At 63.7% G+C, this 21,929-nt stretch carries 17 protein-coding genes; 10 read left to right on the forward strand and 7 right to left on the reverse strand.

The window, feature by feature from the left end; translation table 11 throughout:
* The first annotated feature begins 138 nt into the window (after window positions 1-138).
* The 5 genes from EN862_RS29620 to EN862_RS29640 all read left to right on the forward strand — a co-directional run bounded on the left by EN862_RS29620 (window position 139) and on the right by EN862_RS29640 (window position 7,604).
* Entirely contained in the window at window positions 139-2,241 is a 2,103-nt protein-coding gene (locus EN862_RS29620) for a bifunctional rhamnulose-1-phosphate aldolase/short-chain dehydrogenase (RefSeq protein ID WP_127868575.1), read from the forward strand.
* Between the two features lie 86 nt (window positions 2,242-2,327).
* Window positions 2,328-3,620, forward strand: a complete 1,293-nt coding sequence (gene rhaI / locus EN862_RS29625) for an L-rhamnose catabolism isomerase (protein WP_127868574.1) — start codon at window positions 2,328-2,330, stop codon at window positions 3,618-3,620.
* Window positions 3,621-3,945: 325 nt separating this feature from the next.
* Window positions 3,946-5,685, forward strand: coding sequence for a gamma-glutamyltransferase (gene ggt, locus EN862_RS29630; protein ID WP_127868573.1), 1,740 nt, complete (start codon window positions 3,946-3,948; stop codon window positions 5,683-5,685).
* A gap of 240 nt (window positions 5,686-5,925) precedes the next feature.
* Window positions 5,926-6,717 carry a hypothetical protein gene (locus EN862_RS29635; protein ID WP_127868572.1) on the forward strand — a complete coding sequence of 264 codons (792 nt, stop codon included), beginning with the start codon at window positions 5,926-5,928 and terminating at the stop codon, window positions 6,715-6,717.
* The gene (locus EN862_RS29640; RefSeq protein WP_127868571.1) at window positions 6,681-7,604 is read left to right on the forward strand and encodes a hypothetical protein; all 924 of its coding nucleotides are present in this window, start codon (window positions 6,681-6,683) and stop codon (window positions 7,602-7,604) included. Before EN862_RS29635 ends, EN862_RS29640 begins: the two co-directional genes overlap by 37 nt.
* Window positions 7,605-7,637: 33 nt before the next feature.
* On the opposite strand, the gene EN862_RS29645 is transcribed toward EN862_RS29640, so the two are convergent.
* The 3 genes from EN862_RS29645 to EN862_RS29655 all read right to left on the reverse strand — a co-directional run bounded on the left by EN862_RS29645 (window position 7,638) and on the right by EN862_RS29655 (window position 11,362).
* Entirely contained in the window at window positions 7,638-7,985 is a 348-nt protein-coding gene (locus EN862_RS29645; protein ID WP_245519731.1) for a hypothetical protein, read from the reverse strand.
* Between the two features lie 159 nt (window positions 7,986-8,144).
* A complete protein-coding gene (locus EN862_RS29650) occupies window positions 8,145-9,500 on the reverse strand; it encodes a sigma-54 dependent transcriptional regulator (protein ID WP_127868570.1) in 1,356 nt (451 codons plus the stop codon).
* Window positions 9,497-11,362 carry a sensor histidine kinase gene (locus EN862_RS29655; RefSeq protein ID WP_127868596.1) on the reverse strand — a complete coding sequence of 622 codons (1,866 nt, stop codon included), beginning with the start codon at window positions 11,360-11,362 and terminating at the stop codon, window positions 9,497-9,499. Before EN862_RS29655 ends, EN862_RS29650 begins: the two co-directional genes overlap by 4 nt.
* A 237-nt stretch (window positions 11,363-11,599) precedes the next feature.
* Between EN862_RS29655 and EN862_RS29660 the strand changes: the two genes are divergently transcribed.
* Window positions 11,600-12,937, forward strand: coding sequence for a dicarboxylate/amino acid:cation symporter (locus EN862_RS29660; protein ID WP_127868569.1), 1,338 nt, complete (start codon window positions 11,600-11,602; stop codon window positions 12,935-12,937).
* Window positions 12,938-13,068: 131 nt separating this feature from the next.
* Window positions 13,069-13,650: a histidine phosphatase family protein gene (locus tag EN862_RS29665; protein ID WP_127868568.1), complete on the forward strand. Its 582-nt coding sequence runs from the start codon at window positions 13,069-13,071 to the stop codon at window positions 13,648-13,650.
* A 171-nt stretch (window positions 13,651-13,821) separates the two neighbouring features.
* On the opposite strand, the gene EN862_RS29670 is transcribed toward EN862_RS29665, so the two are convergent.
* The 3 genes from EN862_RS29670 to EN862_RS29680 form a co-directional block, all read right to left on the reverse strand.
* Entirely contained in the window at window positions 13,822-14,565 is a 744-nt protein-coding gene (locus EN862_RS29670) for a pseudouridine synthase (protein WP_245519732.1), read from the reverse strand.
* A 95-nt stretch (window positions 14,566-14,660) separates the two neighbouring features.
* The gene (locus EN862_RS29675; RefSeq protein WP_245519733.1) at window positions 14,661-15,230 is read right to left on the reverse strand and encodes a hypothetical protein; all 570 of its coding nucleotides are present in this window, start codon (window positions 15,228-15,230) and stop codon (window positions 14,661-14,663) included.
* Between the two features lie 40 nt (window positions 15,231-15,270).
* Window positions 15,271-15,711 (reverse strand): hypothetical protein, encoded by a 441-nt coding sequence (locus tag EN862_RS29680; protein ID WP_127868567.1) that lies wholly within the window; start codon window positions 15,709-15,711, stop codon window positions 15,271-15,273.
* 452 nt (window positions 15,712-16,163) lie between these two features.
* On the opposite strand from EN862_RS29680, the gene EN862_RS29685 reads away from it, so the two are divergent.
* Window positions 16,164-17,183, forward strand: coding sequence for an NAD-dependent epimerase (locus EN862_RS29685; protein ID WP_127868566.1), 1,020 nt, complete (start codon window positions 16,164-16,166; stop codon window positions 17,181-17,183).
* A 35-nt stretch (window positions 17,184-17,218) separates the two neighbouring features.
* On the opposite strand, the gene EN862_RS29690 is transcribed toward EN862_RS29685, so the two are convergent.
* Window positions 17,219-18,532: an MFS transporter gene (locus EN862_RS29690; RefSeq protein WP_127868565.1), complete on the reverse strand. Its 1,314-nt coding sequence runs from the start codon at window positions 18,530-18,532 to the stop codon at window positions 17,219-17,221.
* A 198-nt stretch (window positions 18,533-18,730) separates the two neighbouring features.
* Between EN862_RS29690 and cyoA the strand changes: the two genes are divergently transcribed.
* A complete protein-coding gene (gene cyoA / locus EN862_RS29695; protein ID WP_127868564.1) occupies window positions 18,731-19,912 on the forward strand; it encodes a ubiquinol oxidase subunit II in 1,182 nt (393 codons plus the stop codon).
* 10 nt (window positions 19,913-19,922) lie between these two features.
* Window positions 19,923-21,929 (forward strand): cytochrome o ubiquinol oxidase subunit I, encoded by a 2,007-nt coding sequence (cyoB, locus tag EN862_RS29700; protein WP_127868563.1) that lies wholly within the window; start codon window positions 19,923-19,925, stop codon window positions 21,927-21,929.

Here is a 21,929-nt window from a genome sequence, read left to right on the forward strand (position 1 = left end):
TTCCGATCATATATTTTCATTGTGCAGTGCAATATGATCGATATTGATCGTTTGTGATTGACAAGTAGGTCGCTAGCGTAGACATTCCCGAGCAAGAAATGAGGGGCGCGGCGTTTCGTGCTCCAAGGGAGGATACCTATGCTCGACAAGCGCTCCGGCTCGCGCCTCGCCAATCTTTGGGACGATGCAAAAGCCGAAGGGATGAGCGGTCCCGAGCTCCTGGTCTACCGCTCGAACACGCTGGGGTCCGACAAGCGCGTCACCAATTATGGCGGCGGCAACACCTCGTCCAAGGTCTGGCAGAAGGACCCGCTGACCGGCGAGGAGGTCGAGGTCCTGTGGGTCAAGGGCTCGGGCGGCGACAGCGCCTCGATCAAGCTCGACGGTTTCGCCACCCTCTACATGGACAAGCTGCGCGCCATCAAAGCTCTTTATCGCGGCGTGGAGCACGAGGATGAGATGGTGGGCTATCTCCCCCACTGCACCTTCAACCTCAATCCGCGCGCGGCCTCCATCGACACGCCACTGCATGCTTACGTGCCGAAGGCCTGTGTCGACCATATGCATCCCGACGCCATCATCGCCGTCGCCGCTGCCAAGGATTCCAAGGCGATCACCAAGGAGATCTTCGGCGATGCGATCGGCTGGCTGCCCTGGAAGCGTCCGGGCTTCGAGCTTGGCCTGTGGCTGGAGAAATTCTGCCTCGACAACCCCGAAGCCAAGGGCGTCGTGCTCGAAAGCCACGGCCTGTTCACCTGGGGCGACACGCCCAAGGAATGCTACGAGACGACGATCTCGGTGATCAACCAGGCAATCGAGTGGTTCGAGCGCCGGTCGGAAGGCGTGGCTATTTTCGGCGGCGAGGCGGTGAAGTCGCTCGATGCGCCGGCGCGCCGCGCCGTTGCCGCCAAGCTGATGCCGAGGATCCGCGGCCTGATCTCCGAAAAGAGCCATAAGCTCGGCCATTTCGACGACCAGCCGGCGGTGCTCGAATTCGTCAACTCGAAGGATTTGCGGTCGCTGGCGGCGCTTGGCACCTCGTGCCCGGACCATTTCCTGCGCACAAAAATCCGACCGCTGGTGATCGAGTTCGATCCGGCAAAGCCCGATATCGATGCCGTCATCGCGCGGCTCGCCGACGACATTGCTGAATACCGCGTGGGCTACCAGGCCTACTACGACGCCTGCAAGCATGCGGATTCGCCCGCCATCCGCGATCCCAATGCGGTGGTCTATCTGATGCCCGGCGTCGGCATGTTTACTTTCGCCGGCGACAAGGCGACGGCCCGCATTTCCGGCGAATTCTACGTCAACGCCATCAACGTCATGCGCGGCGCCTCCACCGTCTCGTCCTATGTCGGCCTGCCGGCGCAGGAAGCTTTCGACATCGAATATTGGCAGCTCGAGGAAGCCAAGCTGCAGCGCCTGCCGAAGCCAAAGGCGCTGGCCGGCCAGATCGCGCTGGTCACTGGCGGCGCCGGCGGCATCGGCCGCGCCACCGCCAACCGGTTGCTGCGCGAAGGCGCCTGCGTGGTGCTCGCCGACATTGACGAGGCGGCTTTGGCCAGCGCCAATGAAGAGCTGTCGAAGGCGTTCGGAAAGGACTTCGTCCGTCCGGTGCGGATCGACGTTACCTCCGAGGACCAGGTGCTTTCGGGCTTCGCCGAAACGGCGGTCGAGTTCGGCGGCATCGACATCCTGGTTTCCAATGCCGGCCTGGCCTCCTCGGCGCCGATCGAGGAGACGACACTCGCCTTGTGGAACCGGAATATGGACATCCTGTCTACCGGCTATTTCCTCGTCTCGCGCGAGGCCTTCCGGCTGTTTCGAGCCCAGAAAATCGGTGGCAATGTCGTCTTCGTCGCCTCCAAGAACGGGCTTGCCGCTTCGCCCAACGCGTCCGCCTATTGCACCGCCAAGGCCGCCGAGATCCATCTTGCCCGCTGCCTGGCGCTCGAAGGAGCGGAGGCGCAGATCAGGGTCAATGTCGTCAATCCGGACGCCGTGCTGCGCGGTTCAAAAATCTGGACCGGGGAATGGAAGGAACAGCGCGCTGCCGCCTATAAGATGTCGACCGACGACCTTGAGGAGCATTACCGCTCGCGCTCGATGCTGAAGCGCTCGGTCTTCCCGGACGACATCGCCGAGGCGATCTACTTCTTCGCTTCCGACATGTCGGCCAAGTCGACCGGCAACATCGTCAACGTCGACGCCGGCAACGCGCAGAGTTTTACGCGATAAGCTTCCTTCTCCCCATTCAACGGGGAGAAGGTGCCGGCAGGCGGATGAGGGGCAGCGCCAGCCGAACGAGTTCTGGGAGGAATTGCATGTCAGAAACAATTATCCGCGCCGACCTCGTCGCCAGCCACAACGCCGCGCGCCAACCCGACCTCGAGCGCGACTACGTCTCCCTCGGCGAGCGCCTCGACCGCCGCGGCATCGCCATCGACGCCATCCTCGACAAGGTCGAGAAATTCGGTGTCGCGATCCCGTCCTGGGGGGTCGGCACCGGCGGCACGCGCTTCGCCCGCTTTCCGGGCGCCGGCGAGCCGCGTGACATCTTCGATAAGATCGAGGACTGCGCCGTCATCAGCCAGCTGACGCAGGCGACGCCGACCGTCTCCCTGCACATCCCCTGGGACAAGGCCGATCCGAACCGCTTGAAGCAGGCGGCCTCGCGCTTCGGCCTAGGCTTCGACGCCATGAACTCCAACACCTTTTCCGACGCCAAGGACCAAAAGCTTTCCTACAAGTTCGGCTCGTTGTCGCATGCCGATGCTGGCACGCGCCGGCAGGCGATCGAGCACAATCTCGAATGCATCGAGATCGGCAAGACACTGGGCTCCAAAGCGCTGACGGTGTGGATCGGCGACGGCTCGAACTTTCCTGGGCAGGTCAATTTGGCAAAGGCCTTCGAGCGCTACTTGGACGCGATGCGCGACATCTATGCCGGCCTGCCGGACGACTGGCGCCTGTTCACCGAGCACAAGATGTATGAGCCGGCCTTCTATTCGACGGTCGTGCAAGACTGGGGCACCAACTACATCATCGCCAAGGAGCTCGGCGACAAGGCCTTCTGCCTGGTCGACCTTGGGCATCACGCGCCCAACGTCAACATCGAGATGATCGTGTCGCGGCTGATCCAGTTCAAGAAACTCGGCGGCTTCCACTTCAACGATTCCAAATATGGCGATGACGACCTCGATGCCGGTTCGATCGATCCCTACCGGCTGTTCCTCGTCTTCAACGAGCTGGTCGATGCGGAGCTCTCCGGCGCCAAGGATTTCCATCCCGCGCATATGCTCGACCAGAGCCACAACGTCACCGATCCGATCGAGAGCCTGATGCTGTCGGCGGTCGAGGTCCAGCGCGCCTACGCGCAGGCGCTGCTGGTCGACCGCAAGGCGCTGGAAGGCTTCCAGGAGGCCAACGACGCGCTGATGGCGACGCAGACGCTGAAAAGCGCCTACCGCACCGATGTCGAGCCGATCCTTGCCATGGCGAGGCTCAGAACCGGCGGCGCCATCGATCCGGTCGCCGCCTATCGCGAAGCCGGCTACCGGGCCAAGGTTGCGGCGGAACGACCGGCTGTTGCGAGTGGCGGCGGCGGGATCGTCTGAGATTAGCTGATCTCCCCCCTTGTGGGGGAGATGTCCGGCAGGACAGAGGGGGGCGCTGTCCGCCGACGTCTCAAAACTTTCCGTTTGCACACCAAACAGATGAAGCTGGTCGGGCAAATCCGAAGGTCGGCGATCCTTCGCGCCCCCCTCTGCCCTGCCGGCATCTCCCCACAAGGGGGGAGATTGGCTGGCATCGGCCTCGGCTCTTTTTCCTGCAGCGCCGAGCTGGCCGGCGAGCGAACGCCAATATGTGTACCCTCACATTGATGGATGGACTCGGCCGCTCCAAGTAGCTCTTCTATGCACGCAGCATTGGAGCACCGCCATGCCCTTGACCCGCCGGACGCTGATCGGCGTCACCCTTTCGCTCGCGATTGCCCTCACGCCGCCGACCATCGCCTTCGCCGCCTCGCCGGCTCCAGCCAAGGGCGAGCATGGCATGGTGGTCACGGAGCAGCATCTGGCAACCGAAGTCGGTGTCGACGTGCTGAAGAAAGGCGGCAACGCCATCGATGCCGCTGTCGCGGTCGGCTACGCGCTTGCCGTCGTCTTTCCCGAAGCCGGCAATATCGGCGGCGGAGGGTTCATGACCATCCGGCTGAAGGACGGCCGCACCACCTTCATCGATTTCCGCGAGCGCGCGCCGCTCGCCGCCACCAGGACCATGTATCTCGACAAGGACGGCAAGCCGATCAAGGGCGCCAGTCTCGACGGCTATCTCGCCGTCGGTGTGCCCGGCTCCGTCGCCGGCTTCGAGATGGCGCGCGAGAAATACGGCACGCTTTCGAGGCAGGATCTGATGGCGCCGGCGATTGCCTACGCCAAGGACGGCTTCGTGCTTAACCAAGGCGACGCCACCTCTTTCGCCCGCAGCGCCCATCGTTTGGCGAAGGATCCGGCTGCTGCCGCCATCTTCCTGAAAAAGGACGGTAAGCCTTATGGCATCGGCGAGAACCTCATTCAGCCGGACCTCGCCGCCGCGCTGTCGGCGATCTCGCAAAAGGGGCCGGACGCCTTCTACAAGGGCGCGATCGCCGACGCCATCGTCAGGGCGAGCCGTGCCAAGGGCGGAATCCTTAGCAAGGGCGATTTCGAGCAATATGCGGTGCGCGAATTGAAGCCGGTGACCTGCTCCTATCGCGGCTACGAGATCATCTCTTCGCCGCCGCCGAGTTCGGGCGGCGTCATCATCTGCGAAATCCTCAATGTGCTCGAAGGCTATCCGCTGTCCTATCTCGGCTCAGGGTCCGCCGAAACGGTCCATGTCATGGTCGAGGCCATGCGGCATGCCTATGTCGACCGCAATTCGGCGCTCGGCGACCCTGATTTCGTCGACAATCCGGTCTCGAAGCTGCTCGACAAGAACTATGCGAAGGACATCCGCGGCAAGATCGACCCGTTCCGCGCCGGCGTCTCGAAGGACCTGATGCCGAAAGGCCTCGACGAGTCGAAGGAGACCACCCACTATTCGATCATCGACAAGGACGGCAACGCGGTTGCAGTCACCTACACGCTGAACGGCTCCTACGGCGCCGGCGTCGTCGCCGACGGCACCGGCATCCTGCTCAACAACGAGATGGACGATTTCACACAGAAGCCGGGGGTGCCGAACCTCTACGGGTTGGTCCAGGGCGAGGCCAACGCCATTCAGCCGAAGAAGACGCCTTTATCCTCGATGAGCCCAACAATCCTCACCAAGGACGGCAAGCCGTTCATGGTCATAGGCAGCCCGGGCGGCTCGCGCATCATCACCATCACGCTGGAGGCGATCGTCAATGTCATCGACCACGGCATGGACATCCAGGAAGCGATCGACGCGCCGCGCGTCCACCATCAATGGCTGCCGGACACGGTCTATGTCGAGCCGTTCGGGTTGTCCCCGGACACGGAGCGGCTGCTCGCCGGCATGGGCTACCATCTCGACCTGAGCGACGAGACCTGGGGGCGGGCCGCCGGCATTCTGGTCGGCGGCAAAAGCCTGGCGGAAATCGAAAAGGGCGGCGGGGCGCGCTACAACGGCGCCATGGACAGCCGCGCGGCTGCCGGCGAGGCGCTGGGATATTAGCTCAGGGCCTATGAATTGGCCGGTCATTTAACGTGGCAGTGGGCGCGCCTTGGCCGGCCGACCCACTGACCGCGGCGATGGTGCTGTCGCTGCCGGGGTAGGGAATGCGACCCGCTGGCACTCACGACGGCTCAGGCCGTTGAAGATTAATGATAAATCGCTAGAAGAGGAGCGGGCGATGTCCCTGTATGCCTAAACATGCCAAGGCCCCGAGGCCGGCGCTCCAGCGGCAGTCGATGAATGAGCGAGAGTTTTTCTTTGGTGGTTCCTACGCGTGACGGAGCGCCGCACAGTCTGATCATTGCCGAAGAATATCGACGGCTCGGGATTGAAATTCGGTATTTCGTCGATAGCCGTTCGTCGCCGCGATACATAGAAGATGTGCTTCGCAAAGTTGACTTGGCCACCAAGCTATCCGTCAGGTGGGGGCGGTCTTATGTCGAAGGCATTCTGCCGAAGATTGCAGCCGTTTCACGCGCAAGGCGTATTTTCCGGCTGGACGACGATGAATTTCCCTCGCGTGCCTTGCTGACCTGGCTGCGCGATGTTGCAGCGCCGACTAATAAACCGGTGATCGCCATCCCACGCCGCGCCGTAGCCGTTATCGATTCCAAGGCTGTTTTTGCCGCGAGGTTACCCAATTTGCCGCCGGGCGACTTTCAGTTTAGAGGGTTCCTCGTCGATTCGGTAAAATTCAAGAAAAAAATCCACACGCCGGGCTTCTCGTTCAATGAATCCGACGTCTTGTACGCGCCTTCGGAGTGCCACATCTACCATTTCGATTGGGTTGTACGAAGCCGGGACCAGCGGGCCAGCAAACTCGAATTCTACCAGAGGATAGAGCCGGGAGCGTTCGAATTGTTGAAGTATCAGTATCTCTACGAGGATTTCGATCCGGCCCTTTATGAATTTACCCCGCTGGACGATCCGGACGTATCGGCCCTGGCCCTTCGGCTCCATGGCGAGCGGCCTGCACCCGCGGAGGCGACCAAGGGATGGAAGCGGCTTTTCCGCGGGATCCCCTGTCGATGAATCCCTTTCGTTTCGTGTCGGTTCAGCGGCCATTGCCCGGTCCATCGGCAGGTGGCCGGCAGGCGGGAATCTTCATAACGCATGTGCTGAACCATCGAATACAGGCTCATTTTGACCGTCTCCGCAGCGAAACGGAGGCGATCATCGACTGGCAGCTCGCCTATAATCCGTGGACCCTGAGCGATCTCGTCGGCGGACGAGCAGAGTTCGAGATCGACCGAACCTCCGTGCGCGTGCGGCAAGCTCTGAATAACGGAAACTTGGCGATGGGCTATATGGACGTCGTGCTCTTTCCCTTGGCGAAGTCCGCAAATCGGGAATTCGTCTGGATTCTCGAATATGACGTCGACTTTGCCGGCACCTGGCTCGATTTTTTCCAGCAATTTTCAAACAATGGCGCGGACTTGCTGACGACGACGCTCAACACGCGCCGCCGCGACCCGCGCTGGACGTTCTGGGGCTCGGCAAACGGACCGTGCCCGAAATCACGCTTCACGAGAGCATTTATGCCCATCATGCGCGTTTCGAGGCGCTTTGTCGGCACCTATGAGGAGGCGCTTTCGACAGGCGAGTGGAGTGGGCACTACGAATTCCTCGTGCCGACCATTGCGCGCGTTCATGGTCTCAGGATCGAGGATATCGGCGGGACCGGGCCGTTCGTGCCCTGGCGCCGAAGGGGACGAAACTATCTGAATGCGGCGAAGGACCCTCATCTCAGCCCGGGGACGTTCGTCTGGCGCCCATCGATGGGGGCTTATTTTCACGAAGACGATACCGCATTCACGCAACGGGCCATGCTTTACCATCCGATCAAGGCCGACGTGGTCGACTGGGAGGCCCAAGCACCTGCGGCTTTATCCGAGGCCATCCCATGCGGAGAGGCCTAGGTTGGTTTGTCGCACACCAACCGGATTGTCTGATCAGGTCACCAGCGTGATCGTCGAGGCGATCAGCATGACGGCGGCAATGGCGACGAACAGCGCGTAGATGCGCGGCCGGTCGAGCAGCAGAGCATTGCCGGAAATCCAGGCTGCGGTGGCGCCGCCGAGCGCGAACAGGAAGCCGTTGCGGTGGCCGAAGGACATGGAGGCGGCCATCAGGCCGCCGATGATCAGTGCGCCGAAGACGATGATGACGGCGACCGCATATTTCTCGAAATCATTGCCGCCCCCCATGACCGGGCCCATCGCATTGAGATTGGGCAGGTCGTCCGGGTCGAAGGGGCTGGTCGAGCCGTATTCGTCTTGACCGAGGGATTCGCGCATCATTCATTCTCCGCTGGGCGGCAACAAACCATCAACGCCTGCCGAGCGCAACCCGGCAACGCCGCCACGGCGATGCGTTCACTGGCCGGCTGGTGCCAACGTGCCACGGTTTGCCGGGCAAGCTCAACGGACGGGGGTTGGATTGGGTTCCACAAGCTTGATCTATCTGGAAAAATCGCTGCGCACGATGCCGTGCCGCTGCAGCTTGTCGTAGAAGGTCTTGCGCGGAATGCCGAGTGCCTCGATGGTGCGGCGCACGTCGCCGTCATTGCGACCAAGTGTCTCGCGGATGATGTCGGCCTCGTAGCGATCGAGCCTTTCCGGCAAGGGCGCGGAAGAATCGTTCTGTGCTGCCGCAGCGGAAGGCGCTTCGGCGATGTCTTCCAGCCCCAGCACGAAGCGTTCGGCGAAATGGGCGAGCTCGCGCACATTGCCCGGCCAGTCATGCTCCCGCAGGTGCCGCTGGACCGCAGTGGATGTCGCCGGCACAGCGCGGCGGAAGCGTGCGGCAGCGCGCTCGGTAAAATAGCCGAACAGCAGCGGCACGTCGTCCCGCCTTTCGCGCAGCGGCGGGATCGACAGCGTCACCACATTGAGCCGGTAATAGAGGTCCTCGCGGAAAGCGCCGCGCTGGCTGGCATCGCCGAGATCGACCTTGGCCGCCGCGACCACCCTCAGGTCGACCGGGCGCACCTCATTGGTGCCGAGCGGCGCCACCTCGCGCATTTCGAGCACGCGCAGCATCTGCACCTGCGTAGCAGCCGGCATGCTTTCGATCTCGTCGAGGAACAGCGTCCCGCCGCTCGAATGCTCGATACGGCCGACGCGCTTCTTCTGGGCGCCGGTGAAGGCGCCGGCCTCATGGCCGAACAGCTCGCTTTCAATGACCGTTTCCGGCAGCGTGCCGCAGTTGAGCGCGACGAAATTGCCCTTGGCGCGGCGGCTCCAGCGATGCAGCAGGTTCGCCACCACCTCCTTGCCCGAGCCGGTCTCGCCGGTCACCAGCACGTCGACATCGGTGTCGGCGATCTGCCTCAGCGTGCGGCGCAACCGCTCCATCGCCGGCGTCTGGCCGATCAGCGGCAAGCCTTCCTGCGCCTGCTCGGCCGCTTCGCGCAAGGCGCGGTTTTCCATCACCAGCCGGCGTTTTTCGGCCGCGCGGGCAACGCTCTGCGCCAGCCGCTCAGTGGCGAAAGGCTTGGTGATGAAGTCGTAGGCGCCGTCCTTGATCGCCTTGACGGCCATCGCGATATCGCCGTGCCCCGTGACCAGGATGACGGGAATATCGGGATCGAGCCGCAACACCCGATCGAAAAGCTGCAGCCCGTCGATCTCCGGCATGCGGATGTCCGACACCACGACGCCGGCGAAACTTTTGTCCAGCGCCGCCAGCGCTTCCTTCGCCACCGCGTAGGCCGACACCGCAAAGCCGGCGAGCTCCAGCGTTTGCCTTGTCGCCTTGAGCAGGTCGCTGTCGTCGTCGATCAGGATGACTGGTGCGCGATCGTCGTTGCTCATGCTGCGCCAGCTCTTGACAGATGGATGGTGAAGCGTGTGCCTTGGCCGCCGCTCGCCACTTCGATGCGCCCGCCATAATCGGCGACGATGTCCTTGGAAATGACGAGGCCGAGGCCAAGACCCTTTTCCTTCGAGGTGTTGAAGGGCGTGAACAGGGATTTCAGGATCGCGGGCGGGATTCCTGGTCCGTTGTCGGAAACGACCAGCGCCACGTCTTCGACGGTTTCGGCGACGGAGACTTCGACCCGGGCGCCATCACGGCCTTCGAGCGCCTCCAGCGCGTTCTGGAAAAGGTTGATCAGCACCTGCTCCAGCCGCAGCCGGTTGCCCATAACCTTCAGCGCCGGCGGCGGCAGCGTGATCGCCAGCGCGTCCAGCCGGCCGGCGAAGCGGCTCCTGAGCAAGACGACGGCGCCCTCGATCACGCTGCGCAATTCGACGGGCTCGGCGGCGGTGCGGCCCTTGCGGGCGAAGGCTTTCAGCTCCTCGGTGATGGTTCCGATGCGCTCGGTCAGCGCGGCGATGGCGCCAAGATTCTCCTCGGCTGACGCGCTTTGCTTGCGCTCGAGGAACACGCGCGCATTGTCGGCATAGGCGCGGATGGTCGCCACCGGCTGGTTGATCTCATGCGCGACGCCGGCGGCGACCTGACCAAGCGTGGCAAGCCGGTTGGCCTGCACCAGATCCTGCTGCATCACCTGCAGCTTTGCCTCGGTGCTTCGGTGATCGGCGATCTCGGCCTGCAGCCGATCGCGGGCAAGGCTGAGGTCCTGCGTGCGCTCGACGACGCGTCGCTCCAGCTCGGCGCGCGCCGCCTGTTCAGCGGCAATCCGCATCTGGGCGGACTGCCGGCGCCAAAGCAGATAGGCGGCAAAGGCGATGAGCGGGACAAGGATACCCAGCGCCAGGAGCCGCATCTCGCGCTGGGCGGCGGCGATCGGCGCTTCGGCTGGGACAAGATAGTCGAGCCGCCACGGCGTCGACGGCACCGCGGTTGAAAGCCGCAGATACTCGGCGTCGCTGCTTCCGGGCGTGAGGGCATGAACCAGCGCGACGTCGCCGGAGAGCGCCTCCGGCCTCGTGATCGGCAGAGGCACCAGCGGCGCATCGCCGAATTGCTGGCTGGCGCGGATTTCGGCGAGCATCGGCCGGCTAAGCGGCTCCGTCGTCAGGAAGCGCCAGGACGGCACGCTCGTGATCAGCACCACGCCATGCGCGTCGCTGACATAGGCCGGCCGGCTCGCCTCGTGCCAGTCGGCTTCGAGTTGGTCGAACTCCATCTTGACCACGACGACGCCGAGGGGTCCCGAGGCGCCGTCGACGCGGCGCGAGATGTAGAGGCCCGGGCGTTTGGAGACATTGCCGAGCGCGAAATATTCGGCGGTGCCGGTCTGCATCGCGCCTGAGAAATAGGCCCGGAAACTGTAGTCGCTGCCGACGAAGCTTTCCGGTTCGCGCCAGTTGCTGGAGGCGATCGCCAGACCGTCCGTGCCGGTGACGTAGAGCACCGAGGCCTTGGTGCCGGAAACCAGCCCTTCCAGCTTGCGGTTGAGCACGTCGATCGAGGCAGGGCTGCGCTCGCTCAGCGCGTCATGCACCTGCTGGTCTTCCGACAGGAGCAGCGGCAGCGCGCGCGGATTTTCCAGCACCGCCCGCAGCAGCGCGACCTTGAGATTGGCGTCCGTGCGTCCCTGCGTGGCCAAAGCCTCGATCTCAGTCGAGCGGCCATAGAGCCCGGCGCCGTAGAGCGCTGCCGCGATGATCGCCAGCGCCACCGCCGTAAACAGCAGCCAGGCGCGCCGCGCCCGCCCGGTAAGCAGTTCGGGCGTCGGGACGAGAGCAGCGGCGGGGCGTTGCAGCATGGCGTATTTGTGCATGTTTTCGCACAAGGCGCAATTCGGCCTATGCGGATAACCGCACGGGAGCTCTCGAAGACACGTGCCTTCTTTTCGAAAAAGCCAACGAAATCAGTGTTCAGGGACTGCGGATGGGATCTGGCACGCGTGTTGCGAGTGCCTCCGCAGCAGCCGCGAGGCTGCGGAGGTCAACAGCCCCCTGGGAGGTCGAGCGTCTCGATCGGGGGTCGAACGGAGGATATCATGCAGACAGCAATCGCTGCCGCCGAACCGCGCGGCAAGGTTCCCTTTTACCGGCATCTCTATGTGCAGGTCCTGGTGGCGATCGCCGCCGGCATCCTGCTTGGCCATTTCTATCCCGATCTGGGCGCTTCGCTGAAGCCGCTCGGCGATGCCTTCATCAAGCTGGTCAAGATGGTCATCGCGCCGGTGATCTTCCTCACCGTGGCGACCGGCATCGCGGGCGTCTCCGACCTGCACAAGGTCGGCCGCGTCGCCGGCAAGGCGATGATCTATTTCCTTGTCTTCTCGACATTGGCGCTGATCGTCGGCCTGGTTGTGTCGAACGTCATCCAGCCCGGCGCCGGCATGCACATCAATCCGGCGACACTCGATGCCTCGAAGGTCTCGACCTTCACCGAGAAGGCGCATGACACGACCATCGTCGGCTTCCTGATGAACATCATTCCCGACACCATCACCGGCGCCTTTGCGCAGGGTGACATCTTGCAGGTGCTGTTCTTCTCGGTGCTGTTCGGCGTCGCGCTGGCGCTGGTCGGCGAGCGCGGCCGCCCCGTGGTCGATTTCCTGCAGGCGCTGACCGCGCCGATCTTCCGCCTCGTCGCCATCCTGATGAAGGCAGCCCCGATCGGCGCTTTCGGCGCCATGGCCTTCACCGTCGGCAAATACGGCATCGGCACGATCGCCAATCTCGCCTTCCTGATCGGCACTTTCTACCTGACGTCGCTGCTCTTCGTGCTCGTCGTTCTGGGCGCCGTCGCATGGTACAACGGCTTCTCCATCCTGGCGCTGATCCGCTACATCAAGGAAGAGCTGCTCCTGGTGCTCGGCACCTCGTCGTCGGAGGCGGCACTTCCAGGCCTGATGGCCAAGATGGAGCGCGCCGGCTGCAACCGCTCGGTGGTCGGTCTCGTCATCCCGACCGGCTATTCCTTCAATCTCGACGGCACCAACATCTACATGACGCTTGCCGCGCTATTCATCGCCCAGGCGACCGACACGCCGCTCACCTTCGGCGACCAGATCCTGCTCCTGCTCGTCGCCATGCTGAGCTCCAAGGGCGCCGCAGGCATCACCGGCGCCGGCTTCATCACGCTGGCCGCCACGCTCTCGGTGGTGCCTTCGGTGCCGGTCGCCGGCATGGCGCTGATCCTCGGCGTCGACCGCTTCATGTCGGAATGCCGCGCGCTCACCAACTTTGTCGGCAACGCGGTGGCGACCATCGTCGTGGCGCGCTGGGAAGGCGAGCTCGACCAGAAGCAATTCGCCGCCGCCATGGCCGGCCAGTTGCCGGAGGAGGCCGACCTCGCGCTGTCCGGCGGCCTGCTGCCCGCGGAGTGACAGGCAATTCAGGCATCCCTCCCGAGCCTGTGCAGGCCGCGGCTCAGCCGCGGCCTGTTCTTTTTGCCGGCCGCCGCATAGGGTGACGCCGCCGGCTCTCCCACCGGTGAATTCAAGGATGAGGGCGGTCGATGAGCAGTGCGTTTCCCGAAATCTACGTCGTTCGCCACGGCGAGACGGAATGGAGCGCCTCTGGCAGGCATACTGGCCGCACTGACATCCCTCTGACCGCAAAAGGCGAGGAGGCCGCGCGCGGCGTGGCCGATCGTCTCAAGGGCCTGACCTTCCAGGCGGTTTGGTCGAGCCCCTCGCAGCGCGCCTTCGATACCTGCCGGCTCGCCGGCTTTGGCGCGCGCGGGGTCAAGAAGCTGGACCTGCAGGAATGGGATTACGGCGCCTATGAAGGCGTGACGACCAAGGAAATCCTGGCGAAGCGCCCCGGCTGGCAATTGTTCCGCGACGGCTGCCCGAACGGCGAGACGGCGGCCAATGTCGGCGCCCGCGCCGACGCCATCATCGCCGGGCTGCGCGCGATTGCCGGCAACGTGCTCATCTTCTCCAGCTCGCATTTCCTGCGTGTCTTCGCGGCGCGCTGGGTCGGCCTGCCGCCTGAGGGCGGCCAGCATTTCGTGCTAGACACCGCCAGCCTCAGCATCCTCGGCTACGAGCACGACCTGACCGAACCGGTCATCCGGCGGTGGAACCAGAAATAGCGGTCGCGACTCCCCCTCATCCGGCCGCTTCGCGGCCACCTTCTCCCCGAGGGGAGAAGAGGTTGGCGCCGGCGCTTACCTGCTCCTCTCCCCTCGGGGAGAGGTCGGATTGCCCCGAATTGCTCTTCGCAATTCGGTTGGCAATCCGGGTGAGGGGGAGCGCCTGGCGCGTCAAATCCCCAGCATCGCCAGCTCTTCGCTCGTCAGATGGCGCGCCTTGCCCTTGGCAAGCTCGCCGAGCTGAAGACCGCCTATCGCCACGCGCACCAGCCTCAGCACCTCGATGTCGAAAGCGCCGAGCAGCCTGCGGATCTGCCGATTGCGTCCTTCGTCGAGCACGATTTCCAGCCAGGCCGTCCGCCCGCCGCTGCGCAACAACCCGATCGAGCGTGCGGTGAGCAACTCGCCGTCGACGACCGCGCCCTGCCGAAAGCGTTCCAACATTTCGTCGTCGGGCGCGGCCGCGATCTGCACGTGATAGGTCTTGGCGACATGCGAAGCGGGGTCGAGCAGGCCGTTCGCCCAGCGCGTGTCGTTGCTCATCAAGAGCAGCCCTTCGCTTGCCTTGTCGAGCCGGCCTACCGGCGACACGAAGGGCAGGTCGAGCCCTTCCAGGCAGTCATAGACGGTGCCGCGGCCTTCGGGATCGTCGCGGGTGGTGACCAGCCCGCGCGGCTTGTTGAGCATCAGATAGACCTTGCGCTCGGCAACGATGCGCTCGCCGTCGACGGTGATGCGGTCGCGGTCGGGGTCGATCCAGATTGACGGGTCGCGCGCCACCTTGCCGGCGACGCTCACGCGCCCCGCGACGACCAGGCGCTCTGCCTGCGTGCGCGAGCAGAAGCCAAGCTTGGACAGCGCTCGGGCGAGGCTGACCCTTGGGGTTGCGGATCGTCGGTCGGGTTGGCGTGCCACTATCTTGTCTTCGATCGTTTCAAAACGCCGCAACCGATGCCATGCATGGCGAGATGAGCGCAAGCGGCTCCTCTATCCGGCGAGCGTCGCCAATTTCACTCCTGCGGCGCGCTCAGCCGCCTGTAGGGGACGCCGTCGAATGTTGCCGTGACGAAGCTCTGGACCGACATCTTGCGCTTGCGCCCGTCGCTGCAGGCATAGAGCGGCCAGCCGGCTTCGCTGCACTCGCTGGCTACGCAGATGCGGCTCACGCAGTTGCCCGTGGTCAGGCGAAAGCCGCCCTTGCCGGCGAATCCCTGAAGCAGGCTGCCATCGGCCGAACGCCATGTCCGTTGCTGGAATTCAGGCCGCAGCAGCCGAGGCTCGAGCGGCGCGGCCAAGCCGGACTGAGTCGCGGGAGCCAAATATTGAAGCCGGTAGCGCGCCATGCCGGTCGCATACGCGGTGACGAGATCGGATTGCCCCGAATAGGCTGCCGTGAGGTCAGCTCGGTCGAAAAGACGGGACGCACGCGGTTCTGCCCCTGACGGTCTCGTCAGGGCAGCGATGGCGACAACCGCCAGGCAGACGCGCAACATCCCCATTTCCAGCAGCCATACCCATCCGGCGTGCCAGGTTGCCCGGCTGCCTGCGCCTACAATCTTTCCAATTGGATTTTCGCGCAAGCCGCCCTGTATTCAAGAGCTGCAAGGAGCCTCGCTTTGGTCAGCTATTGGCGGCCGGCGGCAGCTCGAACAGGTGGGCGCCGTTCTCCCGCCCTCGCTCGACATAGCCGATCACGCGGAACCATTTCGCGACGTCCGGCCTGTCCAGCCAGCTGCGCGAATGTATGGGAAGGTTGCCGGCAAGCGCCTGGACATGGCGGATGTGCCGCTTGCAGAAGCGGACCGTCGCGGCGTTGAAGAAATCTTCCCGCGCGGCAAACAGCGTATCTGCGGCGTCCGTATGCTCGTGCCAGGCGATGATCGCCACCGTCCTGTCGTCCTGCACGAGCGCATGCGCCCGGCCTTCCTTCAAATTCATCATCAGATTGTCATAGGCGCTTTTGCTGTCCTTACCGGCCGCCACATATTCGTCCGACATTCGCTTGGACAGGCCGCGGAAAACATCCTCCAAGTCTCCGACCGTCGCCGCGCGTGCTCTCATTTCTCCTCCTGACAGCCCTGTAGCAGTTTGCCTCAGCAAAGGAGGATCACCAAGAAAATCAAATCCTCAATCGGCCTTGGAAGCGCAATCTCATTTCGCATGAATGGGTCCGATCCCTGATAGCGCTCGTATATGAGCATCGGCTTGAGACCGTATTTCCGCTGTCGGATACTGGTCGCCTTCCGGGCCGGCCCCAGCCGCACCGATGGCGGGTTCGCGCAGCCTGAGATCGACGGCGCTGCCGCCGCATCTGGCCGCGCCAACCTTGCAGCCACTGGCGTCGCAATGACCGGTAGGTTGTGTCGCGACGGCAGAGAAAGGCGTATCGTTGAATTCGTCGACGGCCTGCCATAAAAGGCGCAAGTTTTCGACCGCCTTGAGGAATTCCGGACGGGACCGCGGGCTGCCGACGAAAGATCGGTCTGGTCTGACTACAACGTTGGGGGCACGAATTGACGTCGAGCAGGCCTATCCTGATCACCGGCGCGGCCGGCTTCATCGGCTTTCACCTCTGCCACAGGCTGCTCGCCGAAGGCCGGCAGGTTGTCGGCCTCGATTCCATGAACGAGTATTACGACGTTGCCCTGAAGAAGGCGCGGCTCGAGCGGCTGAAAGGGTTCGCGAACTTCCGCTTCGAACATGTCGATCTCGCCGACCGCGACCGCATTTCGGCGCTCTTTGCCTCGGCAGCGCCGGAGATCGTCGTCAATCTCGCCGCGCAGGCGGGCGTCCGCTATTCGCTGATCAATCCGCACGTCTATGCGCGGAGCAATCTCAACGGCTTCCTCAACATCCTGGAAGGGTGCCGTCAGGCCTCGGTCGGTCATCTCGTCTATGCATCGTCGAGCTCGATCTATGGCGGCAGCACGCGCATGCCATTCTCGGTGCATGATTCCGCCGACCATCCCTTGAGCCTCTACGCCGCCAGCAAGAAGGCGAACGAGCTGATGGCCCACACCTACAGCCATCTGTTCGGGCTGCCGACCACGGGCTTGCGCTTCTTCACCGTCTACGGTCCGTGGGGCCGGCCCGACATGGCCTTGTTCATCTTCACGAAGGCCATTCTCGCCGGCCAGCCGATCGACGTCTTCAACCATGGCAACATGCAGCGGGACTTCACTTACATCGACGACATCGTCGAGGGCGTGATCCGCGTCATGGAGCATCCCGCGACGCCCGACCCCGAGTGGACAAGCGCGGCCCCGGACCCGGCGACAAGCAATGCGCCGTACAGGATCCACAATATCGGCGACAGTTCACCCGTCCAGCTGAGCCGGCTGATCGACGTGCTGGAAGAGGCGCTCGGGCGCAAGGCAATCCGCAACCTGATGCCGCTCCAGCCGGGCGACGTGCCGGCGACCTACGCCGACGTCACCTCGCTCGAGGAGGTGACCGGCTTCAAGCCCACGATCCCGATCGAGGTCGGCGTTCCGCGCTTCGTCGAATGGTATCGGGATTTTTACCAGGTCTGATTGGGCGCCTGCGACAATGTGCTAGCGGTCGGGTTCTAGCGGCCGGTCGTCGAGGCCTGCCTGTCGATCCACAGCGCGACCAGCGTGCAGGCCGCGCCTGAAAGCAGATAGGCGCCGGCGGCGATGAGGCCGAACGTGCCGGCCAGCAGCAGCGCTGCAAGCGGCGCGAAGCCGGCGCCGAACATCCAGGCGAGGTCCGAGGTCACCGCGGAGCCGGTATAGCGGTGCTGGCGCGAGAAGCTCGACGCGACGACGCCCGAGGACTGTCCGAAGCTCAAGCCGAGCAGGATGAAGCCCAGCACCATGAACACGGTCTCGCCGACGGTGCCGCCGTTGAGAAGCTGCGGGGCAAACCCGCTGAATGCGGCGATGGCGACGGCGCCGCCGCCGAGCAGGGCGCGACGCCCTACGCGGTCGGCCAGCGGCCCCGATGCGACGATCGCGGCGATGCCGAACAGCGCGCTCACCGCCTCGATCACCAAGAAGCGCTCCGGCCCTTCATTGGTGAACAGGAACACCCAGGACAGCGGAAACACCGTGACCATATGGAACAGGGCGAAGCTTGCCAGCGGCGCGAAGGCGCCGACGACGACGTTGCGGCCTTCCGTGCTGATCATGTCCCTGATGCGGGTCGGCTGCAGGTCGCCGCTCTCGTAGAGTTTCGAGAATTCGGGCGTGACGACAATGCGCAGCCGAGCAAACAGCGCCACGACATTGATGGCGAAGGCGACAAAGAACGGATAGCGCCAGCCCCAGCTGAAGAAATCGTCGGCCGAGAGGTTGGCGACGAAGAAGGCGAAGAGCGAGCTCGCCACGATAAGCCCGATCGGCGCGCCGAGCTGCGGGATCATCGCATAGATGCCGCGCCGGTTCTGCGGCGCGTTCAGCGCCAGCAGCGAGGGCAATCCGTCCCATGTCCCGCCAAGCGCCAGGCCTTGCAGGAACCGGGTCAGCGCCAGCAGCCAGGCGGCGACCGCGCCGACGTCTTCATAGGACGGCAGGAACGCCATGGCGACGGTCGAGGTGCCGAGCAGGAAAAGCGCGATGGTCAGCTTGGCGCCGCGGCCATAGGCGCGGTCGACCGCCATGAACAGCACCGTGCCGAACGGACGCGCGATGAAGGCCAGCGCGAAGATGGCGAAGGAGTAAAGCGTCCCGACCAGCGGATCATGCATTGGAAAGACAAGCTTGGGGAACACGATCACGGAAGCGATCGCATAGACGAAGAAATCGAAGAATTCTGACGTCCTGCCGATGATCACGCCGACCGCGATATCGCCGGCGCTGACCTGGCCGTGATGCGAGCCGATCAGCCTGCTGTCAGTTTCGGCAGTCGAAGTTTCAGCCATCTATTCCGTCGCCACCGAGTTGGATGCGGGACGCGATTGTCATCCCATTGTGCGTTGCACACTTTCGCCAAAGCCGCGCCGACTGGGCATTGGACAAATTGTCCAATGTCGTCTCGGGCCTGTCAGCGGTAGCCGTTGGTTGATACCGCATTGCAACATGATAGGCCTGTTGCGCCGGACTATCGAGAGCAGCGTTTGATGAAACGATCCGGAGCCTTGCTTCTGCTTCCCCTGGCAGTGCTGCTGAGCGGCTGCGACTTCGTCGTGCTGTCGCCCGCGGGCGACGTGGCGGCGCAGCAGCGCGACCTGCTCGTCGTTTCGACCCTTTTGATGCTGCTCATCATCGTGCCGGTCATGGCGCTGACCGTGCTGTTTGCCTGGCGCTACCGGCAATCCAGCACCACGGCGACCTATACGCCTGACTGGGACCATTCGACCAAACTGGAGTTGGTGATCTGGGCGGCGCCCCTTCTCGTCATCATCTGCCTGGGCGCGCTCACTTGGCTTGGCACGCATCTGCTCGACCCCTACCGGCGCATCGACCGGATCGAGCCGGGACAGCCGGTGACGCAGAACCACAAGCCGCTCAGGGTCGAGGTCGTCGCTCTCGATTGGAAGTGGCTGTTCATCTATCCGGATTACGGCATTGCCTCCGTCAACGAACTGGCAGCGCCGGTCAACCAGCCGATCGACTTCCGCATCACCTCGTCCACGGTGATGAATTCCTTCTACATTCCGGCCCTTGCCGGGCAGATCTACGCCATGCCTGCAATGGAGACCAAGCTGCACGCTGTCGTCAACAGGCCGGGCACCTATATCGGCTTCTCGGCCAATTACAGCGGCGCCGGCTTCTCCGGCATGCACTTCGCGTTCCACGGCCTCTCCGACCAGGCCTTCGCCGACTGGGTGGCGCAGGCCAAGAGCGCGCAGGGCACGCTCAGCCGCGAGACCTATCTCGAGCTCGAACGTCCGAGCGAGAACGAGCCGGTCCGGCACTATGCCTCCGTCGATGCCGATCTCTTCGGCGCCATCCTCAATCTGTGCGTCGAGCCCGGCAAGATGTGCATGAACGAGATGATGTCGATCGACGCCAAGGGCGGCCTGGGGCTCGCCGGCGTCCGTAACACCCTGCCGCTGCAATATGACAAGGTCGCCCGGCGTGGCGCGGTGTTCGGCAGCGATCCGTCCTATGTTGCAAGCATCTGCACAGCGGAGGAGGCGGCTGCCGCTTCGCGCGCGGCCCGTAACGACGATGACAAGGATTGGCCGCTCAGGGATCTGTCCCCGCTGCGCGGCGTTGGCCTGCTCGCGCCCGGTACGGGCAGCCGCCGCGCCGACGCCGAGACGCCGTCGCTCGGCCTGCTGCGCTTCGAATTGTGAGGAATGGCGGATGCCTGAGACGCTGACCAAATTCATCTTCGGCCGCCTCACTCTGGAGTCGCTGCCGCTGCACGAGCCGATCGTCGTCGGCACCTTCATCGTGGTGGCGCTCGGCGGCCTCGCGGTTCTCGCCGCCATCACCTATTTCAAACTCTGGGGTTATCTCTGGCGCGAGTGGTTTACCAGCGTCGACCACAAGAAGATCGGCGTCATGTACATGGTGCTCGGCCTCGTCATGCTGCTTCGCGGCTTCTCCGACGCCATCATGATGCGCCTGCAGCAGGCCATCGCCTTCAACGGTTCGGAAGGTTATCTCAACGCCCATCACTACGACCAGATCTTCACGGCGCATGGCGTGATCATGATCTTCTTCGTGGCGATGCCCTTCGTCACCGGGCTGATGAACTTCGTCGTGCCGCTGCAGATCGGCGCGCGCGACGTCTCCTTCCCCTTCCTCAACAATTTCAGCTTCTGGATGACGGTGGGCGGCGCCATCCTGGTCATGGCCTCGCTGTTCGTCGGCGAGTTCGCCCGCACCGGCTGGCTGGCCTATCCGCCGCTCTCGGGCATCAACTACAGTCCCGATGTCGGCGTTGATTATTACATATGGGCGCTGCAGGTCGCCGGCGTCGGCACGACCTTGTCCGGCATCAACCTGATCTGCACCATCATCAAGATGCGCGCTCCCGGCATGACGATGATGCGCATGCCGGTCTTCACCTGGACCTCGCTCTGCACCAACGTGCTGATCGTGGCGTCCTTCCCGGTGCTGACGGCGGTGCTGACGCTTCTGGCGCTCGACCGTTATGTCGGCACCAACTTCTTCACCAACGACTTCGGCGGCAACCCGATGATGTATGTGAACCTCATCTGGATATGGGGTCACCCGGAGGTCTACATCCTCATCCTGCCGCTGTTCGGCGTCTTCTCCGAGGTCACCTCGACCTTCTCCGGCAAGCGCCTGTTCGGCTACACCTCGATGGTCTACGCCACGGTGGTCATCACCATCCTGTCCTATCTGGTCTGGCTGCACCACTTCTTCACCATGGGCTCCGGCGCCAGCGTCAACTCCTTCTTCGGCATCACCACGATGATCATCTCGATCCCGACCGGGGCGAAGATGTTCAACTGGCTGTTCACCATGTATCGCGGCCGTATCCGCTTCGAGCTGCCGATGATGTGGACGGTGGCCTTCATGCTCACCTTCGTTGTCGGCGGCATGACGGGCGTGCTGCTTGCCGTGCCGCCGGCCGACTTCGTCCTGCACAACAGCCTGTTCCTGATCGCGCATTTCCACAACGTCATCATCGGCGGCGTGCTGTTCGGCCTGTTCGCCGGTATCGCCTACTGGTGGCCCAAGGCCTTCGGCTTCAGGCTCGATCCGTTCTGGGGCAAGGTCTCGTTCTGGTGCTGGGTGCTCGGCTTCTGGTTCGCCTTCATGCCGCTCTATATCCTCGGCCTGATGGGCGTGACGCGCCGCATGCGTGTGTTCGACGACCCCTCGCTGCAGATATGGTTCGTCATCGCCGCCTTTGGCGCGGTGCTGATCGCCTGCGGAATCGCGGCCTTCCTGGTCCAGATCTTCGTCTCCATCCGCAAGCGCGCCGAGCTGGTCGACGTCACCGGCGACCCCTGGGACGGCCGCACGCTCGAATGGTCGACCTCCTCGCCGCCGCCTGCCTACAATTTCGCCTTCACCCCCATCATCCGCGACAATGACGCCTGGTGGGATATGAAGAAGGCCGGCTATCGGCGTCCGCTCTCTGGCTTCAAGCCGATCCATATGCCGAAGAACACCGGCACCGGCGTCGTCCTGGCGGTGTTCAGCGTGGCGCTCGGCTTCGGCCTGATCTGGTACATGTGGTGGCTGGCGGCGCTGAGCTTCGTCTGCCTGATCGCCACCGCGATCGGCCACACCTTCAACTATCACCGCGACTTCGACATCCCGGCGGCCGAGGTCGCGCAAACCGAAGAGGTGAGGACGGCGCTCCTCGCCGCTCAGGGGGCTAGGGCTTGA

The organism is Mesorhizobium sp. M2E.F.Ca.ET.219.01.1.1, assembly GCF_004016445.2.
Lineage (GTDB): Bacteria > Pseudomonadota > Alphaproteobacteria > Rhizobiales > Rhizobiaceae > Mesorhizobium.

What these genes read in the sequence shown, in the direction of transcription:
- EN862_RS29620 (WP_127868575.1), top strand. Translation starts at nt 139, where the DNA reads ATGCTCGACAAGCGCTCCGGCTCGCGCCTCGCCAATCTTTGGGACGAT.
- rhaI (WP_127868574.1), top strand. Translation starts at nt 2,328, where the DNA reads ATGTCAGAAACAATTATCCGCGCCGACCTCGTCGCCAGCCACAACGCC.
- ggt (WP_127868573.1), top strand. Translation starts at nt 3,946, where the DNA reads ATGCCCTTGACCCGCCGGACGCTGATCGGCGTCACCCTTTCGCTCGCG.
- EN862_RS29635 (WP_127868572.1), top strand. Translation starts at nt 5,926, where the DNA reads ATGAGCGAGAGTTTTTCTTTGGTGGTTCCTACGCGTGACGGAGCGCCG.
- EN862_RS29640 (WP_127868571.1), top strand. Translation starts at nt 6,681, where the DNA reads ATGGAAGCGGCTTTTCCGCGGGATCCCCTGTCGATGAATCCCTTTCGT.
- EN862_RS29645 (WP_245519731.1), bottom strand. Translation starts at nt 7,985, where the DNA reads ATGATGCGCGAATCCCTCGGTCAAGACGAATACGGCTCGACCAGCCCC.
- EN862_RS29650 (WP_127868570.1), bottom strand. Translation starts at nt 9,500, where the DNA reads ATGAGCAACGACGATCGCGCACCAGTCATCCTGATCGACGACGACAGC.
- EN862_RS29655 (WP_127868596.1), bottom strand. Translation starts at nt 11,362, where the DNA reads ATGCTGCAACGCCCCGCCGCTGCTCTCGTCCCGACGCCCGAACTGCTT.
- EN862_RS29660 (WP_127868569.1), top strand. Translation starts at nt 11,600, where the DNA reads ATGCAGACAGCAATCGCTGCCGCCGAACCGCGCGGCAAGGTTCCCTTT.
- EN862_RS29665 (WP_127868568.1), top strand. Translation starts at nt 13,069, where the DNA reads ATGAGCAGTGCGTTTCCCGAAATCTACGTCGTTCGCCACGGCGAGACG.
- EN862_RS29680 (WP_127868567.1), bottom strand. Translation starts at nt 15,711, where the DNA reads ATGAGAGCACGCGCGGCGACGGTCGGAGACTTGGAGGATGTTTTCCGC.
- EN862_RS29690 (WP_127868565.1), bottom strand. Translation starts at nt 18,532, where the DNA reads ATGGCTGAAACTTCGACTGCCGAAACTGACAGCAGGCTGATCGGCTCG.
- cyoA (WP_127868564.1), top strand. Translation starts at nt 18,731, where the DNA reads ATGAAACGATCCGGAGCCTTGCTTCTGCTTCCCCTGGCAGTGCTGCTG.
- cyoB (WP_127868563.1), top strand. Translation starts at nt 19,923, where the DNA reads ATGCCTGAGACGCTGACCAAATTCATCTTCGGCCGCCTCACTCTGGAG.